The sequence below is a fragment of the Thioalkalicoccus limnaeus genome, from assembly GCF_041197575.1.
GTDB lineage: Bacteria > Pseudomonadota > Gammaproteobacteria > Chromatiales > Chromatiaceae > Thioalkalicoccus > Thioalkalicoccus limnaeus.
This window is the reverse complement of sequence record NZ_JBDKXB010000014.1, coordinates 44,641-61,930: the sequence shown is the minus strand read 5'-3', so window position 1 is coordinate 61,930 and position 17,290 is coordinate 44,641. Positions and strand designations below refer to the sequence as shown.

General features: G+C 65.8%; 15 protein-coding genes and 1 tRNA gene. 12 read left to right on the top strand and 4 right to left on the bottom strand.

Going from position 1 to position 17,290, the window contains the following annotated elements; all coding sequences use genetic code 11:
• Window positions 1–69 precede the first annotated feature (69 nt).
• The 7 genes from pth (at window position 70) to ABC977_RS11440 (ending at window position 6,629) form a co-directional block, all read left to right on the top strand.
• Entirely contained in the window at window positions 70–633 is a 564-nt protein-coding gene (gene pth / locus ABC977_RS11470) for an aminoacyl-tRNA hydrolase (protein ID WP_369667419.1), read from the top strand.
• Between the two features lie 86 nt (window positions 634–719).
• Entirely contained in the window at window positions 720–1,817 is a 1,098-nt protein-coding gene (lptF, locus tag ABC977_RS11465) for an LPS export ABC transporter permease LptF (RefSeq protein WP_369667399.1), read from the top strand.
• 52 nt (window positions 1,818–1,869) lie between these two features.
• On the top strand, window positions 1,870–3,375 hold the full coding sequence (locus ABC977_RS11460; RefSeq protein WP_369667398.1) for a sensor histidine kinase: 1,506 nt from the start codon (window positions 1,870–1,872) through the stop codon (window positions 3,373–3,375).
• Window positions 3,372–4,763 (top strand): sigma-54-dependent transcriptional regulator, encoded by a 1,392-nt coding sequence (locus tag ABC977_RS11455; protein WP_369667397.1) that lies wholly within the window; start codon window positions 3,372–3,374, stop codon window positions 4,761–4,763. Before ABC977_RS11460 ends, ABC977_RS11455 begins: the two co-directional genes overlap by 4 nt.
• Window positions 4,764–4,987: 224 nt before the next feature.
• Window positions 4,988–5,551, top strand: a complete 564-nt coding sequence (locus ABC977_RS11450) for a DUF4168 domain-containing protein (RefSeq protein ID WP_369667396.1) — start codon at window positions 4,988–4,990, stop codon at window positions 5,549–5,551.
• A 108-nt stretch (window positions 5,552–5,659) separates the two neighbouring features.
• Window positions 5,660–6,157: a DUF4168 domain-containing protein gene (locus tag ABC977_RS11445; RefSeq protein WP_369667395.1), complete on the top strand. Its 498-nt coding sequence runs from the start codon at window positions 5,660–5,662 to the stop codon at window positions 6,155–6,157.
• A gap of 395 nt (window positions 6,158–6,552) precedes the next feature.
• Window positions 6,553–6,629, top strand: a tRNA-Pro gene (locus ABC977_RS11440).
• A gap of 432 nt (window positions 6,630–7,061) precedes the next feature.
• Here the strand turns inward: ABC977_RS11440 and ABC977_RS11435 are convergent.
• Window positions 7,062–7,664, bottom strand: coding sequence for a hypothetical protein (locus ABC977_RS11435; protein ID WP_369667394.1), 603 nt, complete (start codon window positions 7,662–7,664; stop codon window positions 7,062–7,064).
• Between the two features lie 108 nt (window positions 7,665–7,772).
• Between ABC977_RS11435 and ABC977_RS11430 the strand changes: the two genes are divergently transcribed.
• Complete coding sequence (locus ABC977_RS11430) at window positions 7,773–7,985, top strand: helix-turn-helix transcriptional regulator (RefSeq protein WP_369667393.1); 213 nt, start codon at window positions 7,773–7,775, stop codon at window positions 7,983–7,985.
• 225 nt (window positions 7,986–8,210) lie between these two features.
• The gene (locus tag ABC977_RS11425; RefSeq protein WP_369667392.1) at window positions 8,211–9,836 is read left to right on the top strand and encodes a DUF3987 domain-containing protein; all 1,626 of its coding nucleotides are present in this window, start codon (window positions 8,211–8,213) and stop codon (window positions 9,834–9,836) included.
• Window positions 9,837–10,252: 416 nt separating this feature from the next.
• Here the strand turns inward: ABC977_RS11425 and dinB are convergent, their stop codons facing one another.
• Complete coding sequence (gene dinB, locus ABC977_RS11420) at window positions 10,253–11,440, bottom strand: DNA polymerase IV (protein ID WP_369667391.1); 1,188 nt, start codon at window positions 11,438–11,440, stop codon at window positions 10,253–10,255.
• Window positions 11,441–11,592: 152 nt separating this feature from the next.
• Between dinB and ABC977_RS11415 the strand changes: the two genes are divergently transcribed.
• A complete protein-coding gene (locus ABC977_RS11415) occupies window positions 11,593–12,105 on the top strand; it encodes an MOSC domain-containing protein (RefSeq protein WP_369667390.1) in 513 nt (170 codons plus the stop codon).
• 927 nt (window positions 12,106–13,032) lie between these two features.
• Window positions 13,033–13,434 (top strand): hypothetical protein, encoded by a 402-nt coding sequence (locus ABC977_RS11410; RefSeq protein ID WP_369667389.1) that lies wholly within the window; start codon window positions 13,033–13,035, stop codon window positions 13,432–13,434.
• Window positions 13,435–13,954: 520 nt separating this feature from the next.
• On the opposite strand, the gene ABC977_RS11405 is transcribed toward ABC977_RS11410, so the two are convergent.
• A complete protein-coding gene (locus ABC977_RS11405) occupies window positions 13,955–14,749 on the bottom strand; it encodes a methyltransferase domain-containing protein (RefSeq protein WP_369667388.1) in 795 nt (264 codons plus the stop codon).
• A 112-nt stretch (window positions 14,750–14,861) separates the two neighbouring features.
• Window positions 14,862–15,635 carry a methanethiol S-methyltransferase gene (gene mddA / locus ABC977_RS11400; protein WP_369667387.1) on the bottom strand — a complete coding sequence of 258 codons (774 nt, stop codon included), beginning with the start codon at window positions 15,633–15,635 and terminating at the stop codon, window positions 14,862–14,864.
• Window positions 15,636–15,947: 312 nt separating this feature from the next.
• Between mddA and ABC977_RS11395 the strand changes: the two genes are divergently transcribed.
• Window positions 15,948–17,282 carry a tetratricopeptide repeat protein gene (locus ABC977_RS11395; protein WP_369667386.1) on the top strand — a complete coding sequence of 445 codons (1,335 nt, stop codon included), beginning with the start codon at window positions 15,948–15,950 and terminating at the stop codon, window positions 17,280–17,282.
• Window positions 17,283–17,290: the final 8 nt, after the last annotated feature.

Below are 17,290 nucleotides of genomic sequence, written 5' to 3'. Positions count from 1 at the left end.
TTCTGCGACGGCTCGGCCGGGATCCGCGCGATGGTAGACAGGGTATCCGTCGGGGACGGTATCTGCATGATGGTGGGCCTGGGAAACCCAGGCCCCCGCTATGAGCCGACCCGCCACAATGTCGGCTTCTGGCTCGTCGACCGCATTGCGGCGCGCCATGCTGTCGCCTTCCGTACCGAAACCCGTTTGCACGGCCTGGCGTGCCGATTGGCCGTCGATGGTGGCGATCTACGGCTGCTCAAACCGACCACCTTCATGAATCACAGTGGCCAGGCCGTCGCGGCGATGGCGCGTTATTTCGCGATCCCGCCAGAACGCATCCTGGTCGCGCATGACGAGCTCGATCTGCCGCCCGGTAGCCTGCGCCTCAAGTTCGGCGGCGGTCACGCCGGACATAACGGCTTGCGCGATACGATCCAGCAACTGGGCAGCCGCGACTTCTGGCGGTTGCGTATCGGCATCGGTCATCCCGGCGACAAGGCGCAAGTCGTTGGATACGTGCTCGACCGGCCGAATCGGGATGACGAGCAGCGCATCCTGGACGCCATCGATGCAGCGGACGAAGGCCTGTCGGAACTGACCGGCGGCGCCTTCCAGCGGGTCATGAATCGACTGCATGTCCGTGCGACTTGAGCGTTCATCGGGTGTGGCCCGCGGGCGCTTGCCGGCCGGCTCGATGAGCGGTTGATCGGCGATTCGGCCGCGGGTAGACGACCAGGATGCTGCGGATCATCGATCGCTATCTGCTGACCGAGGTCCTCAAGGTCTTCCTCGCGGTACTTGGGGTTCTGACCCTGGTCATTGTCAGCATGCTGTTGCTGCGCGTCCTCGAGGAGGCCAGCCTCGGCGCGCTCAATGCCAACTTGGTGCTGCGTTTCCTGGCCCTCGAGGTCGCGCGCGAGATGGCGAGTCTGTTGCCGCCGGCCTTCTTTCTCGCGGTCCTTGTCGCTTATGGCCGCCTAGCGCGTGACAGTGAGCTGATCGCGCTGCATGCCGGCGGAATCGGCGCCGCTCAGCTCTATCGCCCACTTCTGTACCTGGCCCTGCCGTTGGCGATCGTGACCGCCTGGTCTGCGCTGTTCGTCAAACCTTGGGCGGTGGCCGAGATCCAGGGTATCCGCGCGCATCAACAGCATCAGGGATTTCAGATCGCGGGGCTGCAGGCCGGGCGCTTCTATCAGCAGTTCGATGGCCGTGTGACCTTGTACATCGGAGAGATCGACGAGCGTCGCCGACTGCGGCAGATCTTCATCCACGATCGGCGTGGCGACGTCGAACGACTCGTGGTCAGTGAAGAGGGGTACCATCGCATCGATGACCAGACCGGTGACCATGTGGTTACGCTGCTGAACGGCCGGCGGTATGACGGACGACCGGGCGATGCGGCCTACGGGCTCGGCGAGTTTGCGTCCTATCGCGTGTGGATCGAGGCGCGGACGATCGAGCCGCGAAGGCACCGTCGAGCGAGCAAGCCGACCTGGGAGTTGCTCCAGTCCGATGATCGGGCGGATCGCGCCGAACTCGGCAACCGCTTGGCTGGACCCTTGGCGATCTTCACCTTGGGTTTGATCGCCGTACCACTGAGCACCTCGTCTCCGCGACAGCGGGGCACCGGGCGCCTGCTGTTGGCTTTCCTGACCTATTTCAGTTTCTTCAACCTCCAGCGTTTAGCGGAAAACTGGCTGCAACGTGGCGTGACCCCCCTGTGGCTCGGCAGCCTCTGGTACCAATTGTTGATCGTCGCGATCATCGCGCTGGTTCTGGTGGCGGACAGTTATTGGTTGCGGCGCGTGCGCCATCGCCTCGGGCTCGGTTGACGATCGTCCTGCTGATGGCGGCGAGTCGCTGGAGGACGCACGAGAGGGCAGCATGTCAGATTCGATGAGTTCCCCGGCCCGGACATCGATCCGATGGCGGTCGCAACCCTGGTCGATCAATCGGGCCTTGTTGACGATCATCCTGTTGCCGTTGCTGACGACGATGACGCTGACTGGTTGGCAGAGCCTGCGCTTGCTGGAGTCGCACGCGAGCAGCCGCATGCAGGACGAGATCGCCTTGATCGGGCGCGCACTGCGTTTCCCCTTGAGTCAGGCGCTCATTCATCAACGACCGGAAGGATTGCAGTGGGTGCTCGAGGCCGCCTTCGATTTCGACCAGGTCTATGGCATCTACGTGTATGGGGAGCAAGGTCAGTTGGTCGCGTCCGCCGGTGCATCCCAGGTCTCGGTACCCTCGGAACGCGCGTCGGGATTGGCGCTGCTCGGCTTGCGCGGCGGCGAATTCCTCGACACGAGTCCCGACGCCGTCTTTTCGTATTTCGTGCCCCTGACCGATGCCGGCGAACGGATCGTCGGCATGCTCCAAATCACGCGTCGGGCCAGCGACTTCGATCACTATCTCGGTCAGGTGCGCCGCCAAACCGGGTTTTTTATCGTCGGGACCGGGGTCGCGATCGCGCTGATCTTCATCGGTGGCTATCGATGGGTGATCGGTCGGCATCTGGCTTCGATCAATGACGGCCTGGGGAAGATCGAGGCCGGCAACCTCGATCACCGCATCGTGCCTCAAGGGCCGCGCGAATTCCACCAGCTCACGTCGGCGTTGAACGGGATGCTCGATAGCATCGCGCAATCGCACGAGGCGCTGCGCGCGCAGCAGGCCCGGGAAACGGCCCTGGTGCAGCGCCTGCACCAATCCGAAAAGCTCGCGGCCCTGGGCCACTTCGCCGCCGGCATCGCGCATCAACTCGGCAGCCCATTGAGCACCATCGGCGGGCAGGCCCAGCGCGCGCAACGCCATCAGGACCTGCCAGAACGGGTCGTTCGCGCCCTCGGCGTGGTCCGGCAGGAAGTGGCGCGCATGGAGCGATTGATCAAACAGTTGCTCGACTATGCCCGCGCGCGCCCGCCGGAACGGCGATCGATTGCGATGGACCTTCCATTGCAGGGGGCCCTCGCGCAACTGAACGCGGACCCGGACAGCCCGCCGAGGTCGGTGCGCACCGAGGGGCCGCGCCCGGCTCCGAGCCTGTTAGCGGACCCGGTCCGCTTGGAACAAGCGCTGCACAATCTGCTCGACAACGCCCTCCAGGCCGGTCGGGGCAGTACCGTCTCGGTCCGTTGGGTCCACGACGGCGATCGGCTGTGCTACGAGATCGAGGACGCTGGGCCAGGTGTCCCAGAGGCGATCCGCGCGCGGATCTTCGATCCCTTCTTCACGACAAAGGCGTCGGGCGAGGGCACTGGCATGGGCCTGGCTCTGGTCGAGACGGTCGCGCGCGAGCATGGTGGTTCCATCACAGTGGATCGCAGCGAGGCCCTCGGCGGCGCGCGGTTTCGTCTGTGTCTCCCGGTAGCCGACGAGGCGAAGAGGTGAGCAGCGGGGCGCCATTGATCGGTCGCGTCCTCGTGGTCGAGGACGACCGTCCGCTGCGCGATTTGATCGCGATCGAGCTCGGAGAGGCCGGCCTCGAGGTGGCGACCGCCGAACACGCCGATGCGGCGCGTGGTTTGTTGGCGACCCAGGCCTTCGACCTGGTGGTCTCGGATCTGCGCCTGCCGGATGCCAGCGGCCTGGATCTGCTGTCGCTCGTCAAGGAGTCCGAGGATCCGCCGGCCTTCGTCATCATCACTGCATTCGGCACCGTCGAGCAGGCCGTCACGGCCCTGAAACGAGGAGCCGATGATTTCTTGACGAAACCGCTCGATCTCGACCATCTGGCACTCAGCGTCGAACGAAATCTCGAACGACGCACGATCGACCGGGAGTACAGGCGTTATCAGAGCTTGATCGGCGGCGCCGATTTTCACGGCGTGCTCGGACGCAGCCCGGTGATGCGCCGCCTGTTCGAGCAGATCCAGCGGATCGCCCGAGCCAGTGGCCCGGTCTTGCTTTCCGGCGAAAGCGGGGTCGGCAAGGAGATGGTCGCGCGTGCGATTCATGCCGAGAGCGAGCGGCGCCGTGAGGCCTTTGTCGCGATCAATTGCGCCGGGATTCCGGCCGAGCTTCTCGAAAGCGAGCTCTTCGGTCACGCCGCGGGTGCCTTCACCGGCGCCCAGCGGGCGCGCCGCGGTCTGTTCGCGGAGGCCGACAAGGGGACCTTGCTGCTCGACGAGATCGGCGAGATGCCGACGGCGATGCAGGCGAAATTGCTGCGTGTCTTGCAGGACGGGCAGGCGCGGGCGGTCGGCGAGAATCGCGAGCGGGTCTTCGATGTCCGCGTCATCGCCGCCACCAACCGTGATCTGGAGCAAGAGATCGAGGCCGGGCGTTTCCGGGCGGATCTCTTCTATCGCCTCGAGACCTTCTCGCTGTCGATCCCGCCGCTGCGCGAGCGCGGCGAGGATATCGAGCTTCTGACCGCCTTTTTGGTTGCGCGCTTTGGCAAGTCCTGTACGCCCCCAGTGTGCCGCATCACCGAGGCCGCGATGCAGTGTCTCAAGGCGTATTCCTTTCCCGGCAATGTCCGCGAACTCTCCAACGCGATCGAGCGGGCCGTCGTCTTCTGCCGGACTGGCGAGATCGATATCGACGATCTGCCCGAGCGTATTCGTGGCGCTAGGCCGCAACCACAGGGTGATACGGTGGCGACTTCCTGCCTCGACCAGTTGATCGACGAGGAGGAGCCGCTACCGACCCTGCGAGAGCTGGAGCGTCGCTACGTCGCACAGGTCCTCGAGCGGGTCGACCAGAACAAACGCCAGGCGGCCAAGATCCTCGGTATCGGTCGACGGACGCTCTATCGTTATCTCGACGAACGATGAGGCGTCGGGCTGATGATGTGCCACATTGGCACATGCGCCACGATGGTGGTGTGTCACACTGGTACCCGCTGTCGTTCGGCTGTGCCGGGTAAGTGGCCATGTGACTGAGCGGAGAGTCGATTCGCTGCTGGGGCAAAAGCGGCATAGACCTTGCTAATTCCTGCGCGTGACCACGCCAAGAATCGTGGTGATTCGATCGACAACCCAACGAGAGGAACAATCAGATGGCGAAGAAGTTCACCGCTCGACTCCTAGTCTTATCCGCTGCCTTGTGCGTGTCCGGCATTGCCAGCGCCACCACGCCGTCCGCGCTCCCCTATCACGAGGGGATCGGGTGGGCGCCGAAAGCGCTCCCGGGCAAGGCGCCGGAGTCGGGTCTCGGTTCTGGGGTCCCTGGTCAGTTCCCTTACACCGCCTGGTCCTGCAGCGGCCAATGGTGCAGCCCGGCCGTTTTGCCGGCAACCAGCGATGAGTTGACATGGACCCGGGTACCGCACGTCCGCGCTTACACGCCGGGGGCCCCCGCCGAGGTGCAATTCGAGAGCGAAACCCTCGATCGTTTCGTGACCGCCTTCGGCAAGGTCAAGGAGATCACCGGCGACTTCGCCACCAAGCTGCAGGCGGCCAAGACCGAGCAGCAGGCTCAGGAACTGCGCGAAGCCGCGCAGGCCGAGACCATGGCGGCGCTTGAAGCGGCCGAGATCACACTGGACGAATACAACGATGTCGCCAGCGCGATGGACCGCGACACGGATCTGCGGATGCGTCTCTTTGCCCGTCTGAACTGATCCTCGTCCCGTCCGCTGGGTCGACGACCGTCGCGTGATCTCACCGACGGGTGTCGGCCCGCGCAAGCCTGATCTGTCACAGAATCTCAACCGAGAGGAGCAATCCAAATGTCCAAGAGCCGTACCATGCTACTGGTGGCCGTTTCCGCGGCCCTCTGCCTGCCTGCGCTTGCCTCGGCAAGGGCGATCCCCGGTCAGTTTCCCTACACGGCCTGGTCCTGCACCGCGCAATGGTGCAGTGTGTCGCAGGTGCCCGCTGAGGGCGAATCTCCAACTTGGACCAAGACGCCGGGTGCGGTGCCCTACACGGCTCCGGGACTAGATTGGGGCCAGCCCCCCGCCGCGATCCCGGATGTCGATGCGGACACGCTTGATCGCTTCGCCGCGGCCTTCGCTGAACTGAAGGGCATCAGTGCGAAGTTCCGGGCCGCGTTCCCAGGTGCTGACCAGGTCGAGCAGGCGCAGGCGCTGCGCAAAGAGGCTCAGGGCAGTGCGCTGGCGGCACTCGACGCGGCGCAGATCAGCGTCGATCAGTACAACGAGATCGCCGACGCGATGGACAAGGACCTGCGTTTCCGGATGCGCGTTTTCGCGGCCATGGACTGATGACGGTCGCGGCGATCATCGCGGCCCCGAACCACATCGTACGTGAAGTGCGGTAATCCGTGGTTTGGTGAACCGCATCGTTGGGCAAGCACTGAGATCTGATGGCCGATCAACCCGTCGGCCGAGGATCCTTGTCATGGCCACCGGTGCGGTTCGTTTCGTTTCGTTTCGTTTCGTTTTTCGGCGCGCCAGCGTCGTTGATTCAGACCGCTCATCAAAACCCTCGGTGACTCGTGATCGCCGCTCTGCGGTATCGCCTAGGCCGTGCGGCGCTTTGCGTCGAGTGCCGCGATGACCACCGAAGTGGCAAGCATGACCACGCCCCTTACAGCGCCACCTCCGGTTGAGCCATGGTTTGACATAGAGCGAGGTGCGCGGTACGCTGACCAGTCTTCCGGGGCGTAGCGCAGCCTGGTAGCGCACCTGAATGGGGTTCAGGTGGTCGGAGGTTCAAATCCTCTCGCCCCGACCAATAAAAGCAAGCGGTTAGCTGAGAAATTGGCTAGCCGCTTTTTCCTTTTCGGCGGAAACATCGTCTTGTAGTCGCGTCTGTAGTCGCGTTCGATTCTCGCTGCTGGGCCGTGATTGTGAGCTTGCGCGCACGCGTCCACGCAGATACCACATCTGATCCTGGCGTTCGCCTGCTGGTGCTGCTGGATAAGGAGACACCGTGACGGGTGGTCGTCGCGATGGGCAGGGCGCTTGCCATCCTCCACCTCAGAACGGGGGACATGGCCAGAGGTCGCTCGAAGCGATCTCGTTACCAACGGACATCCTTCGATTGAGTGCGGTGCGCAGGTAAATCTGTGACATCTTGCGTAGCGGTGCCCCGGGGATCCTCGAGGCCGAGCTCAGATTGCGAGTGCAGGGCGCTGGGCCTGTTACGCCTGCGCGAGAAACCAAGCTAAGCGTCGTGTTCCCTATTTTCCCCTTGACGGTCCATCCACTCTCGTACCGCCTCGATCAAGGCATCGGTGGAGTCCAGCACCGCATCGACCCGCTCGGTGTCGAACGGAGCAAACTGGTTGAGGATGCGCAAGCGCGGACGCGGCCCCAGACTGGCGCGTCCTGCCCGCACGTTGGAGATGGTGTTGCGCGCCACGCCGAGAAACTCCGCCAACTCGGTATCGGTACGGAACCCGCAGGCATCCTGAACGAGATCGAGGAGCTCGCCCTCCACGTCCAAGTCGCGCTTCAGACGCTGCCGGGCCCGGACTTGGCGTCGGGCCAGCCTGTGGCTCGAGCGGCGGATGCGCTCGCTGAGCCGCTCCGGCAACAGGCTCTCCAGCCATTGCCGGCTGTGCAGAAAGCCAATGTGATCGAGGATCTTGATCCGCTGCAGGATCCCTAATCGCGCCTTGCCGTGGCGTACGCTGTGGATGGTCGTCCGCGTGATGCCCAGGAAGGCCGCCACCTGGGCATCGGAGTCGAGTCCAAAGCCGGTTTTCAGGACATCGAGCAGTTCAGCGTCACGAGGCGCGGCGTCGTGGGGTGTTGCGTTTTCCATGGTGTCTGTTATTGTATCAAACCGTAACATCTGCCGGAGAGTCGGCGCACCTTGTCTCGGCGGTCAGCTTACCACCGATTGTTATGGTTTAGAACGGATACATCGCTCATGGCTACCCTCGCTACGCCTCGTCGCTATCTCCGCGAGCGTGCGCTCGCCAACCATCTCTCGGTCCATCGTTCGACGCTGCGCCGGTGGGTTGCCCGCGGGCTGATGCCCGCGCCGATTCGCCTGGGTCTGTGTACCGTCGTATGGGATGTCGAGGAGATCGAACAGTGGCAAGCCGCACGCGCGGCCGCCGCGCGGGACCAACCGGGCTGAAGCACGACGGCCGATAAGCGAACGCCCCACTGACTCTGACAGTGGGGCGTTACGGATACCGTCGGCCGGCGCCGGCCAAGGCGCCGGCCACGAAGCTCCAACCGCGGCCAACGGTTGAGCACCGGCACGCCACAGTGTACCGCACCGCAACGGGGGCGGCATCCGCTCGGGGCCTGTGCCGACTGACGTCACCGTTGGTCTCACGCTGTCCTGTGAGACGGATCGATGACCCTGACTGCCCCACCGTTTGAGCTGCCGCCACCGGCACCGGATGACCAGGACGCACGTCCTGTCAGTCCGATCTTCCAGCCTCCGTTCATGGACTCCGCAAGTCGTGACGCGGATCCCGTGTTGGACGTCACCTTGCTCGCCGAGGCACGTCGGATCGAGGCCGCACGCGGACTGGGACTCGGTCGGCCTTTCCCGACCGCCTCGCGATCCGCACCGCTGGGATCTTCCACAACGCGTTCCGGGCAGGGTGGTCCGGGGTTCGACAAGGCGGCCCTGCGGCGTCGTGCCGAGCAACGGCTGGCGCCAGACCACGGCCCTAACCTTGACTATCCGACCGATGCCCTGGGACCTCTGGCTGATGCCTGTCGCGCCCTGGTCGCCGGGCTTCAGGTGCGCCCCGCGCTGGCCGGCCAGTCGCTTCTGGCGAGCGCGGCGCTGTTGACTCAATCGATCGCCAATGTCCGGACCCTCGAGGCGGTCAAACCGCTCTCACTGTATCTCCTGACGATCGGCGAGTCAGGCGACGGCAAGTCGGCTGTCGACAGCGTCGCCCAGGCGGCGATCCAGGCTCGCCAGCGCAACGAGGCCCGGGCCTATCGGGCCGAGCTCGAGGCCATCGCCCAATCGCCGCCGGGCGAGTCGGCCGCGATCCCGCCGCGGGAGCCTTACCGCATCGCTCGGGATGGGACCGTCGAGGGCTTGCGACGCAGCTTCCTCCAAGGCGTGCCCTCGCAAGGCGTCTTCACCGCCGAGGCCGCTGCCGTCCTCACCGGCTACGGCATGAGCCGGGACAACCGCGCCAAGACGGCGGCTACCTTCAACGGCCTGTGGGACGACGGCGAGGTGTCGGTGGCGCGCGGCACCGCGGGCCGCATCCAGCTTTATGACCGCCGACTCTCGCTGCACTGGATGCTGCAGCCGGAGGCGGCCCAGGATACCTTGCTCGACCCGTTGCTCGCGAACATCGGCTTCTGGCCACGTTTCCTGCTCGCCTGGCCGGAGCCAGCCCTCCCGCGCCGCGCGCAGCGCTGGCGGGCCGACCAGGATCCGCTGATCGGTGACTATTGGCGAGCCTGCAACCGATTGTTGGCGCAGGCGCTCGGTGAAGACTGTGGCGGGCTCCGGGTTCTCGAGCCGAGCCCTGAGGCGTTGAAACTGGCTGGGGCCTTCTTCGAACGTATGGAGCGCCAAGCGAAAGGACGCGGCGCCAGGCTGCGCGATATCAAGCCGTTCGCCGTGCGCCTCACCGAGCAGGCATTCCGTATTGCCGGGGTGCTGACGGTCTTTGACCATGGTGAAACGACTCGGCTCGAAGCCGAGGCCCTGCGCCAGGGGATGGCGCTGGCCAGCTACGCCCTGGAGACCTGGCGTGGGGTCTTCGGTGAACGCGATGTGCAGGATGCCCGCGCGGGTGCCCTCAAGCTCTATGCGTGGCTCCTGGAGCAGCCCAACGCGCGCGCAAACGAGCGCGCGATGCTGCGCATCGGGCCCAAGACGCTCCGCACCGAGTCGCGCCGCGATGCCGCGCTCGCGACCCTGGAGCAGGCCTGGCTGGTCTACCGCGACGGCGCGCACTGGGGCGCGATCACGCACCTCGATGGGCAGGCGAACTCGGCGTGAACACCTTCGAATGAGAAGCTGACGGCTGTCGACCCGTGTCGACGAGACCGCTCACGCGCCCCTACCCGGGGCGACAGGGGCGACACGGGCGACAAATCCATCTTTTCAGTGGGTTGCGGTGAAAAAAAGAGGGCGACAAAAGGGCGACAAGGGGCGACACCTCGCCGGAAGTGTCGCCCCTTGTCGCCCCGCTGTCGCCCAGCGCAAGTGCTTGTTTTGATGCAAATGTCGCCCCTGTCGCCCGTGTCGCCCAAGGGAGGGTCCCAATCGGGTGCCGATGTGAGGCCGGGGAGCCACTGCTCGAGTGCCCGGCCTGCTGCTGGGTGCCGCCCACGTGGTCTCGGACAAGCCGATCGATTCGGCGGCCATGGCGACAGGGTAGGGCACCTGGATCACCCGATACCCCTGGTTGACCGTCAGTCCACCGACCGACGACGCCACCCCCGCTGAATGGCATCTGGGCCGAACCGGCCACGGATCGCCTCGAGGGTCACGGCGAGGCGATCCGGGTTCGGATGATGCTCAGCCACCTGAGCAGCGAACAGGTCCAACTGTCCATCCGCATCCCGCTCCGGCCAGCCGGAAATGCCCAAGCCGATCAGTCTGACCGCGCGGCCCGTCCAGGGCTCGGCCTGAAACAGCGACCAGGCGGCGCGCAAGAGCGCGACATCATCCGCGGTCGGTACCCGCAGCGTCCGCGAGCGCGTGTGGGTCTCGAACGGGTGAAAGCGGATCTTCAGCGTGACCACATGCCCCAGGCGCCGTCCCTGCCTGGCCAGCGAGCCGACCTCCTGGGCCGCCCAGCGCAAGGTATCCTGCAGGATCCGGGGATCGGTGACGTCCTCCGGGAAGGTCGTCTCCTTGGAGATCGACTTCCGTGGTCTGGCTGGATAGACCCGGTCATCGGCGAGGCCCTGGGCCTGCTGATGAAGCCGTGTGCCCATCCGAGCCCCGAGATGCTGGCGCAGCGTGGCCAAGGGCAACTGGCGAACATCCCCGACCGTCGCGACACCGAGCCGCGCTAGCCGGGGCGCCGTCTTGATGCCGACACCGCGCAGCACGGTGAAGGGCATCGGCGCGAGAAAATCACCGACCTGCTCGGCCGGCACCAGGGTCAAGCCATCGGGCTTCTGGGCCTCGGAGGCGAGCTTCGCGATCAGCCGGTTCGGACCCATCCCGACCGAGGCAGTGAGGCCGACCGCTTGGCGGATCCGCGCCTTGACCCGCTGCCCGATGACCGCGGGCGGTCCCATCAAGGTTGTCAGCCCCGACACATCGAGATAGGCCTCGTCGATCGAGACCCGCTCGATGAGGGGAGTGAAGGTCTCCAGCACGGCCATGACCTGCCGGGAGACCTCCGCGTAGCGCGCCATCCGCGGGCGCACATAGAGGGTCTCGGGCGGCAGCCGGCGCACCGCCTGCGCGATCGGCATCGCCGAGTGCACGCCGAAGCGGCGCGCCTCGTAGGAGCAGGTCGCGACGACACCGCGCTGGCCCGGTGCTGCCCCGACCACCAGCGGACGACCGCGCCACGCGGGATGATCGCGTTGCTCGATGGCCGCGTAGAAGGCATCGAGATCGACATGCATGATCAGGCGGGACACGGTTCGATCGACCTCGGGGCGTTGTCAGTCATGTGGCGAGACACCATACCCTCCCGGATGCCGAGAACAACGGCGTCACCGAAGGACACGCAAACAGGGCAAGACCCGCTCGGGCCGATCGATCCGCCTTGCCACCGGCTTATCCGCATCCTATGCCAGACATCCGAACCCTGCTGTCGACTTTCCCACGCGCCGGACGTGTCGACTGGATCGGCATCCGCCCGCAGCGCCGTGCACCCGTGCAGGCGCTAAGGACCGTTATCGCCCTCGCCGGCCAGGGTCTCGAGGGTGATCACTACCACACACGCTGCCACGGCGCGCGCCAAGTCACCTTGATCCAGGCCGAGCACCTGGCGGTGATCGGCGCCCTGCTGGGCCGTGCCGCGCCCGCGCCCGAGGAACTGCGCCGCAACCTTGTGGTGTCCGGGATCAACCTGCTGGCGCTTAAGGGTCGGCGCTTCCAGATCGGCGAGGCGGTGCTCGAGGGCTCCGGCCTGTGTCATCCCTGCTCGCGGATGGAGGAGGTCTTGGGCGCTGGAGGCTACAACGCGATGCGAGGCCATGGTGGCGTGACGGCGCGGATCCTCCGCTCCGGTCGGATCGATCTTGGCGCGGCCGTCCTTGACCTTGGACCCGCCGACGATGGCGCTGAGGTCGGGGGCTGAGGGCGGCCGAATCCCACCGCCTTAACGGGCCAAGCTTCGGTCCCGTGTGAATGCCTGGAGCCGATAGGATACTGGGTCTGGCTGGGAAGGACCGGCAGCGGCGCGTGGCTTGGGGACGGCTTCAGTGAACCACCTTCATCGGCCCTTTGGAGCGATCACCGCGCTGGTCAGGCTCGGTGACGGTTGCGTCCCAGGAGCGACAACTCACCATCTCTGGCGCAGTTACGGCTGGTCATGTCGGACATCCCGGCTGGGTGAGTGCAGGAGGATCGGATCAGCGAAACACGGCGCACCCGCGGCGACAGCGTGCTGACACACCCCTGGAATCCGCGCCGTCGACGCTGAACACGGCGGGGCCGTCGTTGCCGTGTGAGTCCCTGAGTCCGGCGAGGTGAACACCCATAGACGGGCCAGGTTGTTCGTCTCGTCCCCGGGGGACGTCACGGCCGATCTCGTCCGGGTTGCGCGCACCACTGCCCAAGTGCAGGCGCTGTTCAAGGATCCCCGGGTTGACGTGTCGACCCGCGGGCCGCGCCCGCCCCGATTCGGCATCGGGGTGGCTCGCTGTCAGTCGTTGGCCGCCTGCGTGACCTGGGGCGCCAGCATCCGCATGGTCTGGTTATCGACCACCTGCTCGACCAGGGCTTGGCGCTTGATCTCACCGGTCACGTCGGTCATGCGCCGCATCGTGGACGTCGCGGTTGCCCAGCCCCACGTCCCCCCTTGCTTGGCGGGTAGGAGCCCCAATGCTCCATCGTATCAAGCCGGCTCTGAAGTCCCAAGATCGGCCGGCGGCGCCTGGACGAGATACAGCGCCGCTCAACTTAGAAGTCAATGTGTTCGATGCGCGGGAGGGGGGATTGCGCCCCTGAACCAAGAGAAGGCCCAGATGAGCATCGCCCTCTGACCGCACAGGAATGGCCACCCATGCCTCGAAGCTCTCCCAAGAAGGCGCGAGCCGTCTCGCAGTCCCTCGGCAGCTGGATCTTCGGCGGCCTGCTGCTGGCCTTCCTGGTCGCCGTGTTCGTCTTCGCCCCGGACCCGCTCCCAGAATACAAGCACCGCATCCTGGCGCTCTTCGCCGCCTTGCTGGCCGGGCTGTTCGGCTGGTTTCTGAGTGGCGAGATCGGGCTGAATATCGAGGGGCTCGAATCCCGTTTCGGTAACTTGGCGGTGCGCGCCAGCGGCGGGACGGGCTTGTTCGTCCTTGTCTTGGCTTGGTGGTTGAGTCCCCTGGCGCCCGTCAGTCTCGAGAAACTGGACCAACGGGAAGCCACTATACTCGTGGATAGCGGTGAACAACGGAACAAGCAGGCGGGTGCTGTATAGCGTGCCGGGAGTAAATTGCTGATGACGCAGTCCGTTAAAGCGGCGGTGTTCGAACGGAGGCCGACAGAAGAGGTTCGAGGCCCAGAGGCGGCCAATATCAGGTCCGTTTTGCCTGCCCTCCGTCGGTGCGTTCTGCTATTTCCAGCGCGTCATCCGCCTCATGCCAAGGGACCGGACGGTGCCCCCCAACTTTCGGTGGCCTGTTGTGTCTCTCCCTAATCCGCGATCCACTGCCTTTTTCTCATCATGGCCGGCAAGTTCCTCGTACGCTGGAGGAACCCGTGTCGCTTTGGTCCGGCGCAGAGAATGGCTCCCGCACTCCTGATGATTGGCACCGATCCGGCCCACCCATCGCTTCACGATGCGAGCGTACTGCCGGACCGAGAGACGGAGCGACTCATGCTGTCGGCTCGGGAAGAGGTGCCTGTCGCCGCGGCGATGCCCGGGTTCTGGCCCGCCCGCGATCCCGGGCGCCGCGCGCGGGACGATGAACGGGCCCCCGGCACGGCCGGGGGGGTGACTAATTCGCACCTTTGATGGCGAAGAAGGTCACGCCGTGGACCTCGAGGTCCTTGGCGACCTTGTCGGCTGCGCTGGTGTTGCGGAAGCAGTCGTAGCAGCCGACCAGCCGACCGCGACGCAGCCCGACGGATTTGGCCAGGGCGGGGAGTTCGTCCTCGACCAAGGCACCGGCGATGCAGGCGGCCCACAGGTCCGGATTGGTGCGCGCATCCAGGGTTAGCTCGCGGGCCACGACCACGTCGGCGAGATAGAGGCGACCACCCGGCTTGAGCACCCGATGAATCTCACGGAACACCTGGGTCTTGTCCGGGGCCAGGTTGACCACGCCGTTGGAGAGGACGACATCGATGCTGGCATCCGGCACCGGCAGGGCCTCGTAGCGTCCGTCGCGGATCTCGACCCGATCGGCGAGCCCGGCGAGCTGCGCCCCGAGCTGGGCGCACTCGCGCATCATGGGGGTCATGTCGACCCCGATGGCCCGGCCCTCGGGGCCGGCACGACGGGCCGCGATCAGCAGATCCGTCCCGGCACCGCAGGCGTGATCGAGAATCGTCTCGCCGCGGTAGATGTCGCCGGCGGCGAAGGGGTTGCCGACGCCGGCAAAGCGGTCCACGGAGATCGGCGGCAGCGCGGCCAGCTCCTCGGGGTCATAGCCCAGGTACTCGCGGGCATAGTCGGGACCGCGGTGGAAGTGGTAGGTCGCATGGGGGTCGCGGGCGACCTGGTCGTAGGTCTCGCGGACCTTGTGACGAAGATATTCGGCGTCGAAATCGATGGGGCTCATGACGGCCATGGTGATTGCTCCTCAGGGTTCGGGTCGATGAACGGTTGGATGGTCCAGTCAGTCTTCTATTGGTGGTTCCGGCCGGCGGCGGAATGTCCGCCGACCGGGACGCTGGGATGGCTCAGCTTTCGTTGCCAGCCGGCGTAACCCGGCGGCCGCCACGACCCTGGCCGCCGAGGCGGGGGATCAGCATGGGCACATGCCTGCGATAGCCGGCGTACTCGGGGTGTGCCTTGAGCAGGTCGCGCTCCTCCAGGCGGATGCCGATCAGGATGTAGCCCGTGGTCAGCAGTGCGAACAGCAGGTGGGCCGCCGTCATGGTCGGGGTCGCCCAGAAGACGAAGAGCCAGCCGACATAGAGCGGGTGACGCACCAACCGATAGGGCCCCGGCGTCTTGAAGCGCAGCGGCGTGTAGTGCCGGCCGGTGAACTCGAGCCATACCTGGCGCAGGCCGAACAGGTCGAAGTGGTTGATCAGGAAGGTCGCGATCAGCACGAGCGTCCAACCGAAGGCGTAAAGACCGTAGAGCACGGCCTGACCGACCGGATCGGTCACGTTCCAGATGACCCCGCCCATCGGCTGCCACCCGATGAACACCGCGATCAGCAGCAGGCTGGCCGTGAGGGTGTAGGTGCTGCGCTCTGCCGCCGGCGGGATGAAGCGGGTGATCCAGCGCTTGAAGGCCGGGCGGGCCATGACGCTGTGCTGCACGGCAAAGATACCGAGTAGCAGGCTGTTGACCAGCATGGCGAACCACAGCGGCGCCTCCGCAGGCGAGTCGATCGATTTGGGCACCAGGAAGTTGCCGATGAAGCCGATGGCATAGAGAAAGGTGGCAAAGAACACGACGTAGCTCAGGACGCCGTAGATCAACACCGTCGTACGCTTGAACATGAGGGTCTCCTCCGATTTGTCGGCCCAGGACCCCACGTCGATGGGGCCTGGTGGTCTGGGGTCTCCCGGATCGAGTGGCGAGCCGTCATTTCCGATCCGGTTGCCGATGAGTCTGGACCCTTGATGTAACGCGCCGGCTACCCGCTGGTGGCGCCTTTGTTATCGGAGGGTTTCGGACGCTTCATCGCTGTTTTTCCCTCATCTTTCACGCCAGTTTCACGGCCAAATAGCGGGCGCGGGGTAGGCTGATGTCAACACCGGAGCACTCCGGTGGGTCAAGCTACAGACACACCCGAGCGAGGAGGAATCGCGATGACCCGCAACGACGCCCTTGACCTACCCATGAGCGGTGCTGGCCCGGCCGCCGCCGATCTCTATCAGCAGGCGCTCCACGAGTTTCAATGCTATCGGGGTGACCCGGTGGCGACGACGGAGCAGACGGTGGGCCAGAGTCCGGCATTCATCCTGGCCCACGTCCTCCATGCCTATCTGCATCTGCTGGGGACAGAGCCCGACGGATTTGCCGTGGCCCGCGCGGACCTGGAGGCGGCCCAGACCCTACCGAGCACGGCACGCGAGCGCGCTCATCTGGCCGCGGTGCAACATCTGGTGGACAGTGAATGGCAGATGGCCTCCCGGGTACTGGAAGACCTCACGATCGAGTACCCGACGGACATCCTCGCGCTGCAGATTGGACATCTGGTGGACTTCTACACCGGCTCGACCCGCCGGCTGCGCGACCGCATCGCCCGCGCCTTGCCGGCCTGGTCGGCCGGGATGCCCGGCTATCACGCCGTCATCGGGATGCACGCCTTCGGGCTGGAGGAGAGCGGACTCTACGCGCGGGCGGAGGCCGCGGGCCGTCGGGCCGTCGAGCTGGAGCGCCATGATGCCTGGGCCTGGCACGCCGTGGCCCATGTGATGGAGATGCAGGGTCGCCCGACCGAGGGCATCGAGTGGCTGCGCAGCGACTCAGACGCCTGGTCGGTCGACAACTTCTTCGCGGTGCACAACTGGTGGCACCTGGCGCTCTATTACCTGGAGTTGGGCGAGGTCGACGCGGTCCTGCGGCTGTTCGACGGACCCATCTACGGCCCGCGCTCCCGGGTCGTGCTCGACATGATCGACGCCGCCGCGCTCCTGTGGCGCCTGACGCTTCGCGGCATCCCGGTCGGGGATCGCTGGCACGCCGTGGCGGATGGCTGGGAGCCGATCGCAGACGCGGGTAACTACGCCTTCAACGATGCCCACGCCATGATGGCCTTCGCGGGTGCGCAGCGGTCCACAGCCGCCAGGACCCTGCTCGCGGCGCAGCACCAAGCCCTGTCTGGCACGGGCGACAACCGCTTCTTCGTATGCGAGGTGGGAGCTCCGGTCACCCGAGCCATCCAGGCCTTCGGCGCAGGCGATTTCGCCGAGACGGTTCGCTTACTGCGCCCCGTTCGGGATCGGGCCAATCGGTTCGGCGGCAGCCATGCCCAGCGGGATCTGATCGACCTGACCTTGATCGAGGCCGCGTTGCGCGATGGACAGCTTGACCTGGCAAGGGCGCTGATCAATGAACGGATCGACCTCAAGCCGGGGAGCGCGAGTGCGCGTGCCCTCTTGGCGAGGGCCGGCGAGCGGCCCTTGCGGCAGGTGGCCTGAGGCGCTGC